The sequence below is a fragment of the Shewanella submarina genome, assembly GCF_042646185.1.
Taxonomy (GTDB): domain Bacteria; phylum Pseudomonadota; class Gammaproteobacteria; order Enterobacterales; family Shewanellaceae; genus Shewanella; species Shewanella corallii.
Map to the genome: position 1 here is coordinate 15814 of NZ_JBHRTD010000011.1, position 14173 is coordinate 29986.

General features: G+C 52.7%; 9 protein-coding genes. 1 reads left to right on the forward strand and 8 read right to left on the reverse strand.

Annotated elements, in window-relative coordinates:
- Positions 1-111: 111 nt before the first annotated feature.
- The 4 genes from ACFOE0_RS08710 to fabB form a co-directional block, all read right to left on the reverse strand.
- On the reverse strand, positions 112-4578 hold the full coding sequence (locus ACFOE0_RS08710; RefSeq protein WP_248937851.1) for a FimV/HubP family polar landmark protein: 4467 nt from the start codon (positions 4576-4578) through the stop codon (positions 112-114).
- Between the two features lie 204 nt (positions 4579-4782).
- Positions 4783-5799 carry an aspartate-semialdehyde dehydrogenase gene (locus ACFOE0_RS08715; protein ID WP_248937852.1) on the reverse strand — a complete coding sequence of 339 codons (1017 nt, stop codon included), beginning with the start codon at positions 5797-5799 and terminating at the stop codon, positions 4783-4785.
- Between the two features lie 2 nt (positions 5800-5801).
- Positions 5802-6932 carry a 4-phosphoerythronate dehydrogenase gene (locus ACFOE0_RS08720; RefSeq protein WP_248937853.1) on the reverse strand — a complete coding sequence of 377 codons (1131 nt, stop codon included), beginning with the start codon at positions 6930-6932 and terminating at the stop codon, positions 5802-5804.
- A gap of 134 nt (positions 6933-7066) precedes the next feature.
- The gene (gene fabB, locus ACFOE0_RS08725) at positions 7067-8278 is read right to left on the reverse strand and encodes a beta-ketoacyl-ACP synthase I (protein ID WP_248937854.1); all 1212 of its coding nucleotides are present in this window, start codon (positions 8276-8278) and stop codon (positions 7067-7069) included.
- 236 nt (positions 8279-8514) lie between these two features.
- On the opposite strand from fabB, the gene mnmC reads away from it, so the two are divergent.
- Entirely contained in the window at positions 8515-10287 is a 1773-nt protein-coding gene (gene mnmC, locus ACFOE0_RS08730; protein WP_248937856.1) for an FAD-dependent 5-carboxymethylaminomethyl-2-thiouridine(34) oxidoreductase MnmC, read from the forward strand.
- 70 nt (positions 10288-10357) lie between these two features.
- On the opposite strand, the gene ACFOE0_RS08735 is transcribed toward mnmC, so the two are convergent.
- Genes ACFOE0_RS08735 through aroC form a run of 4 tightly spaced genes read right to left on the reverse strand, consistent with a single transcriptional unit; the run spans position 10358 to position 14150 of the window.
- Complete coding sequence (locus ACFOE0_RS08735; RefSeq protein ID WP_248937857.1) at positions 10358-10627, reverse strand: YfcL family protein; 270 nt, start codon at positions 10625-10627, stop codon at positions 10358-10360.
- Between the two features lie 14 nt (positions 10628-10641).
- Positions 10642-11796 carry an ATP-NAD kinase family protein gene (locus tag ACFOE0_RS08740; RefSeq protein WP_248937858.1) on the reverse strand — a complete coding sequence of 385 codons (1155 nt, stop codon included), beginning with the start codon at positions 11794-11796 and terminating at the stop codon, positions 10642-10644.
- Between the two features lie 51 nt (positions 11797-11847).
- Positions 11848-13056, reverse strand: coding sequence for an MFS transporter (locus ACFOE0_RS08745; protein WP_248937859.1), 1209 nt, complete (start codon positions 13054-13056; stop codon positions 11848-11850).
- The gene (gene aroC, locus ACFOE0_RS08750; protein ID WP_248937861.1) at positions 13053-14150 is read right to left on the reverse strand and encodes a chorismate synthase; all 1098 of its coding nucleotides are present in this window, start codon (positions 14148-14150) and stop codon (positions 13053-13055) included. Before aroC ends, ACFOE0_RS08745 begins: the two co-directional genes overlap by 4 nt.
- Positions 14151-14173: the final 23 nt, after the last annotated feature.

The following is a 14173-nucleotide window of genomic DNA, read 5'->3' on the forward strand; positions in this document are numbered from 1 at the left end:
TCCCAAATACAGTCTTAAAAAATGCCGCAAAGTCTATCATATTGGAAGCGGAAAACGGCGAATCCAAGGCACAAAAAAGCGGCGCATGGAGCGCCGCTTTTGCACTGGCTATCAGCCTATTTTTTCCAACAAACGCTGCGCTTCATCCTGCTGCCTGTCGTTACCATCCAGGGTGACCTCCTGCAGCAGTGCTCTGGCACTGTCGTTATCATCAATTTCGATATATGCCCGGGCCAGATCCAACTTGGCGTTAACCGAGTTTTCTTCGTCATCCACATCAACCATGGTGTTATCACCGACCACCTTGCGGTAATCCTCCATGGCAACTTCCGCCGGGCCCTGGTAGTTATCGACCTCATCACTTTCATCGGCTTCATTAAGCAGACGGTCTATATCGATAAATCCATTTTCCTTTTGGAAGTTGGCCAGGTCCGCCTCATCAAAATGAGCCGTTCTGGGTCTTTGCTGTGTCGCCTGCTCCTGCTCTTTGGCATCCAGTGCCGCCAGCGCCTGCTCCACCGTCATATTGTTGGTGCTTTCGAGCGCCTGTTCATCCACCTCTACATCAGCAACCTCCCCGACCGAGTCAGTCGACTCACCGGAGAACTCCTCGTTTTCGGCAAATGCCGCCAGCAGCTCCTCATCAGACAGAGACATGTCAGTATCATGTGCGTCCAGCGACAGATCCGCACCAAAAGGATCGGGCGATGCTTGAGACGCCGCAGCCTGGCTGGGTGCCATTGAAGCCATCTCTGCCAGTTCATCAGGTGAAACATCCGCTTCTTCAGCTTCTGCCTGACGCGCACGGGCCAATGCTTCTTCCCTGTGTTTGGCGCGCAGTTCACTGCGGCTCATGGCTTCATCCATCGCCTTTTCGCTGCGCTCCAACGCCGTCATATTGGTCAGCTCACCCTGATTCATATCAGGAACAACCGATGGATTAACCCCTCTTTGAATGGGCTGACCATTTTCATCGAGCGAATCCAGATCATCGGCCGAGAAAGTGGTTCCCTCAGATGAGTCCAGATCTGTCAGAAAGTCATCGTCCAGCCCGTCATCCAATTCAGAGCCGAAGTCTTCTGCACCAAAATCAGCCGTACTGTCGCGATTCTCCAAAGAGGCCAACTCGGCAAGGGGATCATCTGCCTCTGCTACCGACTCAGACTCAAACTCGGGCTCGGCCTCACCGACCTCTTCGGCAGTGGCCAATTCCAGATCTTCAGATTCCCGACCTTCTGATTCCTGAATTTCAGTATCCAGGCTATCCAGATCGGCTTCTTCTGTATCAGGAGCAAGGGTTTCAACCTCTGCATCAGACTGCAAACCAGCCAATAAGGCTTCCGGGTCGGCATCGTCAACATCCAGGCCTTCTATCTCAGCCAGAGCAGAATCGAGTTCGTCATCAAGCTCGGAGTCCTGCTCATCAATTGCTTCAACCGCTTCAGATGCTGCATCTGGAGTGTCCGTAGTCTCTTCGGATTGAGTCTCTTCGGATTGAGTCTCTTCGGATTGAGTCTCTTCGGCTTGAGCCCCTGCCTCCTGCAGGTCTGTTTCCTGAGGGGCTGCTTGCTGAATATCGGTTTCCAGACTATCCAGGTCAGTGCCAGCATCCTCAGCTACCTGAGCTTGAGCGTGAGCTTCAACCTCACCTTCAGAATCGGACTGCAGACCTGCCAGCAAGGCTTCAGGGTCGGCATCTTCAGTATCCAGACCATCGATATCAGCCAGAGCAGAATCGAGCTCTTGATGAAGTTCGGAGTCCTGCTCATCAATTACTTCAGGTGCAGCTTCAGGGGCTGATGTCTCAACCTCTTCATCAGACTGCAGACCTGCCAACAAGGCTTTGGGGTCGGCATCTTCAGTATCCAGACCTTCTATATCAGCCAGAGCGTCATCCAGCTCAGAATGCAGCTCATCTGTACCTTCAGCTTGATTTACTTCAGCATCAGTATCTAAAGCCTCGACTTCAGCGTCAGACTGTAAACCCGCAAGCAGGGCTTCGGGGTCGGCATCATCAGAGTCCAGGCCTTCAATATCAGCCAGGGCATCATCCAGCTCAGAATGCAGCTCTTGCTGGGCAGTATCAGTCACAGGCTCATGGCCTGATTCAGGCTTCATTTCCGGAGCGGTCTGAGGCTCGGTCTCCAGACCAGCCAACAGAGCATCTACATCCGCTTCCTCTTCCGGCAGATCAACATCCGGCATCTCCGCCATAGCTGCATCCAGCTCGGCATCAAGAGCAACCTGAGTCTCATCTGTCTCGGCGATCGGCTCAGCTTCTGCTTCGAATTCGGTTTGGTCTTCAGCTTGTGGCTCCGGCTGAGGCTCTGCATCCAGACCAGCCAACAGAGCATCTACATCCGCTTCCTCTTCCGGCAGATCCACATCCGGCATCTCCGCCATGGCTGCATCCAGCTCGGCATCAAGAGCATCCTGAGTCTCATCGGCCTCAGCGGCAGGTTCAGGTTCGGCGTCGAATTCTGTTTGGTCCTCGGCTTGTGGCTCCGGCTGAGGTTCCGGCTGAGGCTCCGCATCGAGACCAGCCAACAGCGCGTCTACATCAGCTTCCTCTTCCGGCAGGTCAACATCCGGCATCTCTGCCATGGCTGCATCCAGCTCGGCATCAAGAGCAACCTGAGTTTCATCTGTTTCTGCGGCGGGTTCAGCTTCTGCTTCGAATTCTGTTTGGTTCTCTACTTGCGGTTCCGGCTGAGGCTCTGCATCCAGACCAGCCAACAGAGCATCTACATCTGCTTCATCTTCCGGCAGGTCAACATCAGGCATCTCCGCCATGGCTGCATCCAGCTCGGCGTCCAGGGCATCCTGAGTTTCATCTGTCTCGGCGGCAGATTCAGCTTCGGCTTCGAATTCTGTTTGGTCTTCAGCTTTCGGCTCTGGCTCTGGCTCTGGCTCTGGCTCTGGCTCTGGCTCAGCCTCGGGCTCTGCATCCAGACCGGCAAGCAGCGCATCTACATCGGCTTCCTCTTCCGGCAGGTCGACATCAGGCATATCGGCCATGGCCGCATCCAGCTCGGCGTCAAGGGCATCCTGAGCACTGTCTTCTGCAGCCGGTTCGATTTCAGGAGCGGCTTCCTGCTCTGGTGGGAGATCTACATCCAAGCCAGCCAACAGGGCATCAACATCAACATCATCCTCATCAGCGCCCTCTTGCGTTGACATATCTGCCATCTCGGATTCAGACAGCTCCTCAGCACTATCTACCGCCATCAAATCATCCGCTGGGGCAATATCAGGCTCAAGATCGGATTCCAGATCTGCAATCAGGGAATCAACGTCATCCCCCTCTGCCGCCACATCATCGGAGACTGGTGCCAAATCATCGTCGGGCTCAAGCTCCCCCTCAGGCTCTGAAGTTGATTCGATATTGTCGATATCGACATCCTCGTCATCGCGCTGGGCTTCACCTTCTTCCTGCTCGCCCATAGCTTCTGCCCACAGGTCATCGAGAGACTGACTCTCATCCGGTTCAGGCGCAGGTTCCGGCTCATCCTCTTCGGCGACATACATATCAGGATCGCCGTCGCCACTAAGATCGGTTTCAGGCTCAAGGTCTACATTGCCAGCATCCAGCAGGCTATCAATGGAATCGTCTGGCTCATCCAGATGCACTGCCAAGTCATCAACGTCGTCTTTAAGGCCTTCGGCCGCGGCTGTTGCAGCAACCGCTCCAGCTCCAGCCGCTACAGCAGCCTGGGTAGCCCCGGCCTGAGCAGCTTTACTGGACTTGCGTTTAAGTACAATCCAAAGACCAATCAATAGAAGTAAGGTCACGCCCACACTGATGAGCCCAAGACCCAGAGGAGAGGTAATAAAGGCTTGCTCCTCTTTTGGAAGCGCTGCCTGACTGGCTTCCCATTCAAGCTGTTCAACTTTTTGCCTCAGCCCCTGATTTTGCTCTCTGGAGGTGATCAACTCCTGCTCCAAAGTGGCTACTCTGTCGCTCAGATCCTGTATTTTGGCCTTGAGGTTGTCATTATCATTCTTGACGACCACCAATTGATCCAGCGCCCGACCCAACTCATCAGTCAGGTTGAGGTTTTTGGATTGTGCCTGAGTCAGAGATTCATTGATCTGATCAAGTTCCTGCCTGGCTTCCTTCAAGTCGACCGCATTTTCCGCTTCGATCACTTGCTGAGGCGTTGGCTTGGCGGCTTCCTGACGTAACATGGCTTGCCAGCTTCTATCATCCTGTTCGGCCCTGGACTTAGCCAAAGACGCAGGAATCGCCTTGATAACCTCTTTGGAAGGGATAGCCAGAATCATGCCTTTTTCAAGGCTGTTGTAATTATCAGAGGCAAAAGCATGAGGGTTGGCTTCAAAGATAGCCGCCATCATTTGATAAACAGTGACACTGTTATCGGGGCGGGTCTTCTGGGCAATGCTCCAGAAGGTATCTGATGTGGTTGTCGGCCCGTACTGGGCGACTTCGACCCGGGTTTCTCCCTCAGGTCCGGTAAGTTTCAACGACCCCACCGCTGCAGCAGGTGAAGATGGCAGGGATGCCAGCGCAAAAACGACTGTAGCGGCTCCCAAAAGAGTTGAAGTGCGAAAATTCATCAATCCTTTCCTTTTCAGCACACGGATAACGCCACGCAGACGTATAGCTTTAGGCAATTGTATTTATTGAGATTACTATAAACCAGAATGCTACTCCCTGCTACTGTTCACAAGTGTTATAAGGTTTTCACCAAAGGTGATGGAAAACAAAAAAGCCTGCACAGCGGCAGGCTTTTAACAGTTAAGGGCTAACTTACCGATATATCAGTAATAATCCCGGATCAATATCTCGGCGATCTGAACACTGTTGAGGGCCGCGCCCTTACGAATGTTATCGGCAACAATCCAAAGATTTATACCATTTGGGTGAGAAATATCTTTACGCACCCGTCCAACGTACACAGGATCAGTACCAGCACCGTCAGTCACGGCGGTTGGATACTCTTCATCAGACTCAAACAGTTCCACGCCTTCAGCGTTGGCCAGTACCGCTTTCACCTGATCGGCATCGACCTGCTGTTGGGTCTCAATATGAACCGCTTCAGAGTGGCCATAGAACACAGGCACACGTACTGCTGTCGGGTTTACCTCGATACTGTCATCGCCAAAGATTTTCTGGGTTTCCCACACCATTTTCATCTCTTCTTTGGTGTAGCCATTGTCCATAAATTTGTCGATTTGCGGCAGTACGTTGAAGGCAATCTGCTTTGAATAAACCTCAGACTCGGCTGGCACCCCCTGCAGCAACTTGGCACACTGCTTGGCCAGCTCTTCGATGGCCGCCTTACCTGTGCCAGATACCGACTGGTATGTGCATACGTTAATGCGGCTGATACCGAAAGCGTCATAAATCGGCTTCAGTGCCACCAGCATCTGGATGGTAGAGCAGTTCGGGTTGGCAATGATATTACGGTTACGGAAGTCAGCAATTGCATGAGGGTTAACTTCAGGCACAACCAATGGAATATCATAGTCATAGCGGAAGTGAGAGGTGTTATCTATCACCACACAACCATGTTCTGCAGCGATAGGCGCCCACTTGGCTGACACATCACCACCAGCAGAGAAGAAACCTATCTGCGCCTTTGACCAATCGAAGGTCTCTACATCCAGGATTTCAATCTGTTTACCATGGAAGCTGACCGTATCTCCGGCACTGCGGCTGCTGGCCAATGGGTATAGATTGGCGACCGGGAAATTGCGCTCTTCGAGGATTTCGATCATGGTTTGACCGACGGCTCCTGAGGCACCTAATACGACAACATTGAATTCCTGCGACATAACTACAGACTGGCTCCTGAAAATCCTAATTTGGTCAACCAATCTACCTCAAAGCCACTGCCCTTGACCAGCGCCAGAGCGCTGAATTCACGCCTGTGTGTATGATTTTTTCTCAACTGGTCAAATCCCCCTGCCAAGGCGTAGTTGGCGCGGAATTTACGGTCGTCATCCCGCAGGTCATAAATCAATCTGCACAGTTGCAACAGTGCGCCTTCATCGGGCTGATTTTCAAGCTTGATGCGGGAGAAAACATGAACAGGCAACAATCCATCAAGCTTGTTCTCAGGCTCAATATTCAGGACCTGACTCAAAGCACTGTGAAGCATGGTGGTACCGCGGGCTTTCCCCTCCAGGCTATAACCGGCAATGTGGGGGGTGGCTATATCCACCAAAGGCACCAGCTCAGGCATGGGGTTGGGCTCTCCTTCCCACACGTCCAGCACCAGCTTAAGGTCAGCTCTTTGTTGTTTGACCCGGAATAGCGCCCGGTTATCGATCACCTCTCCCCGGCAACAGTTCAGCAACCAGGCATCAGGCTTAAGGGCTGACAGACGTGCTTCGTCCAGCAGATACCAGGTGGGTTCAATTCCGCCTTTGGTTAAGGGAACGTGCAAACTGATGACATCACAGCTGGCAATCAGCTCGTCCAGAGTGTGAAATTCACGGCTGTCACCGGATGCTGCCTGCACAGGATCGCATAGCAGGGTTTTGACGCCATAGGCCTCCAGACAACGTGCCACCTGACTGCCGGTATTACCGGCCCCAACTATGCCCACAGTTCGCTGTTTAAGACTGGATCCCGTCATAGCGGCCAGTTCCAGCATGGCAATAAAAGCGTACTCACCGACTGCTATCGCATTACAACCAGGCGCATTGGAAAAAGGGATTCCCTTCTGAGCCAGAAGCTGGGCATCGATATGATCTGTGCCTATGGTGGCACTGCCAACAAACTTCAGACTGTCGTTGTGTGCCAGCAGCTGCGCATTGACCTGAGTGACTGAGCGCACCAGGAGCACATCAGCCCCTTCAAGCTGTTCAGCACTCAACTGTCGGCCATTGACCAGAGACACCTCCCCAATATCGGCAAACACCTGCTCGACATAGGGCATATTTTCATCGGCAATTATCTTCATTGTTTTCGTTGTTCCATCTCGAATGCCTGAATCTTACCCCAATTTCATCAAAGTTCAGGTAAGTGGCGCAAAGAACACTGATTTTCGGACACAAAAAAGGGAGCCTCAGCTCCCTTTTATCCGATTAAACCGGCTTACTTATATTTGCGCAATACCAGCGTAGCGTTGGTACCACCAAAGCCAAAGCTGTTGCTCATCACTGTGGTCAGCTCTTTTTCCTGCATTTCAGTAGCAATCGGCATGCCCTCAGCCTTTTCATCCGGCGTCTCAATATTGATGCTTGGGGCAATAAAGTTATTGTCCAGCATCAGAGTTGAGTAGATAGCTTCGTGTACACCGGCAGCCCCCAAACCATGACCTGTCATAGACTTGGTGGAACCGATAACCGGCATCTCGTTGCCGAATACTTCACGCAGGGCTTCCAGCTCACGTACGTCACCCACAGGAGTGGAAGTACCGTGAGTGTTGACATATTCGATTGGAGTATCAACGTCCGCCAGCGCCAGGTTCATACAACGCACAGCGCCTTCACCGGATGGCGCAACCATGTCGTAGCCGTCTGATGAGGCACCATAACCGATAATTTCAGCGTAGATTTTAGCGCCACGGGCCAGAGCATGCTCCAGCTCTTCAACGACAACGATACCGCCACCGGCAGAGATAACGAAACCATCGCGGTTGGCATCATAGGTACGGGATGCTTTTTCCGGTGTGTCATTGTACTTGGTAGACAGCGCGCCCATGGCGTCAAAGCCCATGGCCAGGGTCCAGTCCAGCTCTTCAGCACCGCCGGCAAATACCATATCCTGCTTACCCAATTGGATAAGTTCAGCAGCGTGACCGATGCAGTGAGCACTGGTGGCACAGGCAGAGCTGATAGAGTAGTTGGTACCCTTAATTTTGAATGGAGTCGCCAGACAGGCACTGGTGGTACTGGCCATGATACGAGGCACAATATATGGACCAACACGCTTAACGCCTTTTTCACGCAGAGTGTCAGCAGCCTGTACCTGGTTAGCAGAAGATGCACCACCGGAGCCCACAACCAGGCCTACACGGGGGCTGGAGTACTGAGACTCTTCCAGACCAGCGTCTTCAATCGCTTCCTGCATAGCCAGATAAGCGTATGCAGCTGCATCACCCATAAAGCGCAATGCTTTACGGTCAATCAGGTCTGCTGGGTTCAATTTGATATCACCCCACACCTGGCTGCGCAGTTTCATCTGTTCAAACTGCTCAGAGTGCGTGACACCGCTGCGTCCGGCTTTCAGTGACTCGATCACTTCCTGCTTGTTGTTGCCGATACTCGACACGATGCCCATTCCGGTGATTACGACTCTTTTCATTGTTTACTATCCATTCCGTCAATATCAGAACCCGGGAGAGTCACCAGAAGCCTTATAAAATAAAGGTAAAGCCCCTGAAAGCGCACCCGCCCAAAATTTGCTGTGGCAATACTAACCCTTAATGACGACTCAAGTGGTCAGCTTTCCACAAACAAAGTTAAAATACAGCACATTCTCGCTCGGAGAAGCCGCATTACGCCAGCGCCCGAGCCATTAAGTCTGCTGAAAAGGTTAAAATGTCTACGCTTTCCAAGCCATTCGATTCTATTTCCATCAGCGCTGACCAAAGCCTGGCGCTGGTTTGCGACCAAGATCTGTCTGTTTTGCCACACCTGCTGGCCAAGCTGGCTCAGTCCCAACAGACCCATTTTCAGCTGAGCTGTTTCTGCTTGTCAGCACCCAATCCAGCCATATTCCAACAGCTGCTGCTGGAATATCAACCGGATTCTTTGAAAACCCCCAGACGCTGGTCTTTGAATCCGACGCCGGAGTCGTGTCTGACTGTCACGCTCACCTTGAATACAGAGTTAACCCTGAATGGGATCAACGAACTCGACTATCGCCATGGTTTCGAGCAACTGATTATTGCCGCCGATGCCAATGACAAGTTAGCTGCTGACCCCGACATCGCCTCAGCATTTGCAGGTCTGTGCAAACTGGGCGGAAATATTAGCTTATTGCAGCAAGATGACATTCTCGCGACAAGCCTGACCAAGGCTATGCTTTCGACTGAACAAGTGACTGACAACGCCTCTGGCCCCTATCCGGCACCAACACAAACCCGGGGAGAAACCGCAATTATCGGTGGCGGTATTGCCAGTGCGGCCCTGTGCTTATCTCTCGCCGAGCGAGGAGTAAACATGAGTTTGTTCTGCCGCGATGCCCAGGCCGGGGAAGCGGCATCCGGTAATCGTCAGGGAGCGCTTTATCCTCTGCTCAGCCAACACCACGATGAGTTAAGCCAATTCTATGTGCAGAGCTTTTTGTACAGCCGCTTTAGATTGGCGCAGATGCTTGAACAGGGACACGAGATAGCCCATGGCTTCAGCGGCGTTTTGCAAACTGCCCATGACGACAAAAGTGCTGCCCGGGTTGGTAAGGTGATGCAGTTTCCCTGGCCTGACTTTGTTGCCAGGCCCGTGGATGCAGAAACCGCCACAAACATTGCCGGCATAGATATTAATAAGCCCGGTCTTGAGTACCCGCTGGGCGCCTGGGTTTGTCCCGCCGAGTTTACCCGGGCCATGATTGCGCAGGCAGCAAAAGCAACCGGGCTTAAACAGCACTATCAAACTCAGATAGACGCCATCGAGCAAAAAGAGGACGGCTGGTACCTGAGCCAGTGTGGCAGCGAACAGAAGTATGGTCCTTTCGCCAATCTGGTATTGGCCAGCGGCGCAGAAGCCACCGCCCTGCCCCAGACCAGTCAATTGCCACTGAGTCCGTTTCGCGGTCAGGTGAGTCACGTCCCCACCACAGTCCGCCTGAGTCAGCTCAATACGGTACTGTGTGCCGAGGGGTACATGACGCCCGCCCATAATCAGGCTCATTGTATTGGCGCCAGCTATGTAAAGAGCAGCAAGGATCTGAGCTTCAGCGAAACAGAGCAGCAGGCCAACAAGGCTCGTGTGCAACTCTCTTATCCGGGCAAAGACTGGGTGGAAGATATTGATGTGAGCGGCAACAGCGCCAGAGTCGGAGTACGTATGGTCAGCCGGGATCACTTCCCTATGATGGGTGCCGCACCGGACACTGAACACCTGCTTGAATTAGCAGCGGCACACCCTCAGGATGCGAAATTCTGGCAGGCTCAAAATGCGCCGGTTTATCAGGGCTTATTTATCCTTGGCGGGTTTGGCAGCCGCGGTGTTTGTTCAGCCCCGCTGACGGCGGAAGCACTGGCAGCTCAGCTATGTGGAGAGATATCGCCTTTTAATCAGGATATTCGACAGCGACTGAACCCCAACCGAATGTGGATGCGCAAATTGCTGAAGGGCAAGCCGCTATAAAATCGGAGGCAGAAACAACAAAGGAGCCATGAGGCTCCTTTGTTTATACCGGCAACTATCAAGGCCGATGTTATGCGAGGATGGCGCTGCGCAGCTCCTGCCATGCATTGGCCACCAGCAGGTAATCCGGGTCTTCCAACTCACGGGTCGCCTGGTTCAGACAAACTTTCATTTTCTCATCCAGTGACGCCATATCAGTCTGGCCTTCACCTTCCATTTCAGCCAACACCACAGCAAAGTGTCCCTGAAGATAGCCGCTGGCAAACAGGGCGTCATCATCACCGCTGGTCACGATGGACTCGATCCACTGATCCAATGTTTGTTCGTACTTCTCTAACATGGGGTCTCCGTTTGTCACTCATTCAGATCAGGGTTGGCCACCTGATACATCACATAATCATGATAACCGGTGGTGACGCGATAATAGCCGCTCATTTCCCGGTCCAGTTCTGGGTCGCCACTATCCACGATCAGCGGCCGACCTTCAAGTGCTTTCAGCTTGGTTTTGGTCGCCAGGATAATAATATTCTCCTTGCCTATCCTTCTTATAAGCTCTGGCGACAACTGCTGATTGCCCCGTCCCAGAATATGGCCCTGGCCACCGATAAGGGTGATGACCAGTTTTACTCCTGGATTATCCTTCCCTTCCCAGGCTGCGGCGGTCTGCTCCAGCAACTGATTGGCGGTCAAATCACTGGCCAGCAGATCACGGTCCTGAATCAGATCGACACCCAGCAAAGTGTTATCCAGCCCAAGCTCCTCCATCACAGCAGCCACAGTACTACCTGACCCCATAATAAACAGCTCATCATCCATCTGCTCAATCAGGTTAGCAGCGATATCAGCCAGTACCAACTCATCTACTTCCTTGCCGCCCATTTTAACCGCCTGCACATATCTGGGCTCAGCAGGCACAGTCATCTCACCAAAGCGTCTGGCCCTGACAGTACCCTGACGAAAAGCCTCTTCGTCAATATCCATCACATCGGCGCTCATCAGGCTGACCAACTCGCCCTGCAGCAACATACGAACCACAACCCCAGCGGCATGAGGAGTTATCGCATACACGCCGGAATGGATTTTCACCCCGGCAGGCACCCCCAGCACAGGCAAACAATCATCTACCTCAGCATAAACATCCCGGGCCGTGCCATCACCACCGGCAAACAGCAGTAAATCCGGCTTATGGGTATCGGCCAGAACCGCAGCCAGAGACCTGGAATCCCTTGCCGTGGAGGGCTCAGTTCCTGTGTACACCACCTGAGTAGTGAACCCCAGCTCCAACGCCAGCGTCTCACCCAGGGGCCCGGCGCCTGTCAGTATGTGAATATTGTCTTTGTAAGGCAGCAGCACTTCCAGCGCCTGTTTCATTCGCAGAGGCGCTTTCGGCTTTGCACCTCTGGCTAAAGCTTCCGCGGCAACACCATCACTGCCTTTTAGCGCGACACTGCCACCCAATCCGGCCAATGGATTGATCAATAGTCCCAGCTTAAACACTCTGTCACTCATGGTCTTCCCTGTGTTGTTTCTGTTTTGGCATTTGAATGGGTATCAGGTCATTCAGCCATGGGCTGGTAAGGCGTTATCCTGAGCTCTCGGCTCCCGTGGAATAAAGCAAACAGCCAGCATGGAAAGAAAGGCGCAGATTGCGGCAAACACCCAGGTCCACATGGCACCACTGCCATCTCCCCAAATATAGCCACATATCCAGATCCCCAATGCACCGCCCATACCAAAGCCAATACTGGCGTACAGTGCCTGGCCCTGACTTTGATGACGCTTATCAAAATGCTGATAGACAAACTGGATTGACGCGGCATGAACCAGACCAAAGGTAAAGGCATGGAGCAACTGACTCAGCGCGATGATACTGACATGTTCTACTCCAAAGGCCATCATCAGCCAACGGGCTGCTGTCATCAGAATACTGACAGCCATCAGTGGCATAACGCCAAAGCGCTTCAGTAGCCGGGGAGCCATCATAAACATACCAATTTCTGCCGTTACTCCCAGCGCCACCATAATGCCGGCCAGGGATTCTGCGTATCCGGCCTGTTTAAGGTAGAGGACGAAGAAACCGTAAAATGGTCCGGCGCTCATTTGCAACAACAAGGCTGACAGCAAGAACCAGAATACTGCCGGAGTAACTACCTTGCCTTTGGGCGCGGGGCTTTCATCCTTTTGCTGCCGCTCCGCTTTCAATGGCAGGGCACAAGCCAACATGCCAAGAAACAGCACCATGCCAAGATATGGCAGAATTTGCGCGCCAAAATGCTCAATGGCAAAACCACCACCTACCACAAGGCAGATATAACCCACGCTGCCCCAACTGCGAATCGCACCGTACCTTTGAGGGTTATTACCCAGGGTATCCAGAGTGACCACTTCAAGTTGGGCAAGGATGGCGTTCCAGAAGAAGGTATAAACCACCAGGCTGGCTGCCAGATAGAGGAAACTACCCTCTACAAAAAAGCTGGTGTAGGTAATGGCTGCCGCGGCGGCACCGGCTTTGACCAGTTCCACTCTCATACCTGTTCTGTCTGCCACTCTGGCCCAGACATTGGGAGCGATTACCCGGGTACCCAGTACAATTGCCAGCAATATGCCGATTTCCTGAGGATTAAATCCGCGACTTTCAAAGAAGACCCCAAGGTAAGGGACCATAACTCCAAGAATGGAGTAGAAGAAAAAATAACAGGCGCCCAGCCAAAAAAGCTGTCGCGCCTGTGCTGAGGCACCGTTTGGGGCCTCAGGTGTTGCTGGTGTCATTTACGCATTCCGAGAACTGGGGTTTGACTCTGTACATCCTGATTTTGCGCTCTGTGGCGCAACAGGTGGTCCATTAACACGATGGCCAACATGGCTTCAGCAATGGGAACGGCTCTAATACCGACGCAGGGGTCATGGCGTCCCTTGGTCACCACTTCGGCAGTTTCACCACGCACATTAATACTTTCCCCCGGCACACTGATGCTGGAGGTAGGCTTAAGCGCCATATGGGCAACAATAGGCTGACCGGAAGATATACCGCCCAGCACGCCACCGGCGTGGTTTGACTCAAAGCCCTCGGGAGTCATCAAGTCTCTGTGTTCAGAGCCTTTCTGGGTGACCACTTCAAAGCCATCACCAATCTCAACACCTTTAACGGCATTGATCCCCATGAGCGCATGAGCAATATCTGCATCAAGGCGATCGAATACCGGCTCACCCAAACCAACCGGCACATTAGTGGCAATCACAGACACTTTGGCACCAATGGAGTCACCGGATTTTTTCAAATCCCGCATGTACTCATCAAGCGCTTCGAGCTTGCTGGCATCGGGGAAGAAAAATGGGTTTTGTTCAATCTGATCGAAGTCAATGCTGTCTGCTGCAATCGGACCCAGCTGAGACAGAAAACCATGGATTTCTATGCCATGGACCTGCTGCAAATACTTTTTGGCGACAGCACCTGCGGCAACACGCATTGCGGTTTCGCGGGCAGATGAACGACCACCACCGCGATAGTCGCGCTGACCATACTTTTGTTGGTAGGTGTAATCGGCATGCCCGGGACGGAACAGCTCTTTGATGTTGGAGTAGTCCTGACTGCGTTGATCTGTGTTTTCAATCAGCAGGCCAATGGAGGTGCCAGTGGTTTTACCTTCAAACACTCCGGAAAGAATACGCACCTCATCGGCTTCACGACGGGCCGTGGTATACCGTGACGTGCCGGGACGTCGGCGGTCCAGATCATGCTGCATATCTTCAACACTGAGCTCCAGACCCGGAGGACAACCGTCAATAATGCATCCCAGTGCCACACCATGACTTTCACCAAAAGTCGTGACGACGAAGTTCTGACCAATACTGTTTCCCGACATCCGTATACGTTTCCTCGTTGTTT

Bases quoted from the DNA above. Each gene is read 5' to 3' on its own strand.
- ACFOE0_RS08710 (WP_248937851.1), bottom strand. From the start codon at position 4,578: ATGAATTTTCGCACTTCAACTCTTTTGGGAGCCGCTACAGTCGTTTTT.
- ACFOE0_RS08715 (WP_248937852.1), bottom strand. From the start codon at position 5,799: ATGTCGCAGGAATTCAATGTTGTCGTATTAGGTGCCTCAGGAGCCGTC.
- ACFOE0_RS08720 (WP_248937853.1), bottom strand. From the start codon at position 6,932: ATGAAGATAATTGCCGATGAAAATATGCCCTATGTCGAGCAGGTGTTT.
- fabB (WP_248937854.1), bottom strand. From the start codon at position 8,278: ATGAAAAGAGTCGTAATCACCGGAATGGGCATCGTGTCGAGTATCGGC.
- mnmC (WP_248937856.1), top strand. From the start codon at position 8,515: ATGTCTACGCTTTCCAAGCCATTCGATTCTATTTCCATCAGCGCTGAC.
- ACFOE0_RS08735 (WP_248937857.1), bottom strand. From the start codon at position 10,627: ATGTTAGAGAAGTACGAACAAACATTGGATCAGTGGATCGAGTCCATC.
- ACFOE0_RS08740 (WP_248937858.1), bottom strand. From the start codon at position 11,796: ATGAGTGACAGAGTGTTTAAGCTGGGACTATTGATCAATCCATTGGCC.
- ACFOE0_RS08745 (WP_248937859.1), bottom strand. From the start codon at position 13,056: ATGACACCAGCAACACCTGAGGCCCCAAACGGTGCCTCAGCACAGGCG.
- aroC (WP_248937861.1), bottom strand. From the start codon at position 14,150: ATGTCGGGAAACAGTATTGGTCAGAACTTCGTCGTCACGACTTTTGGT.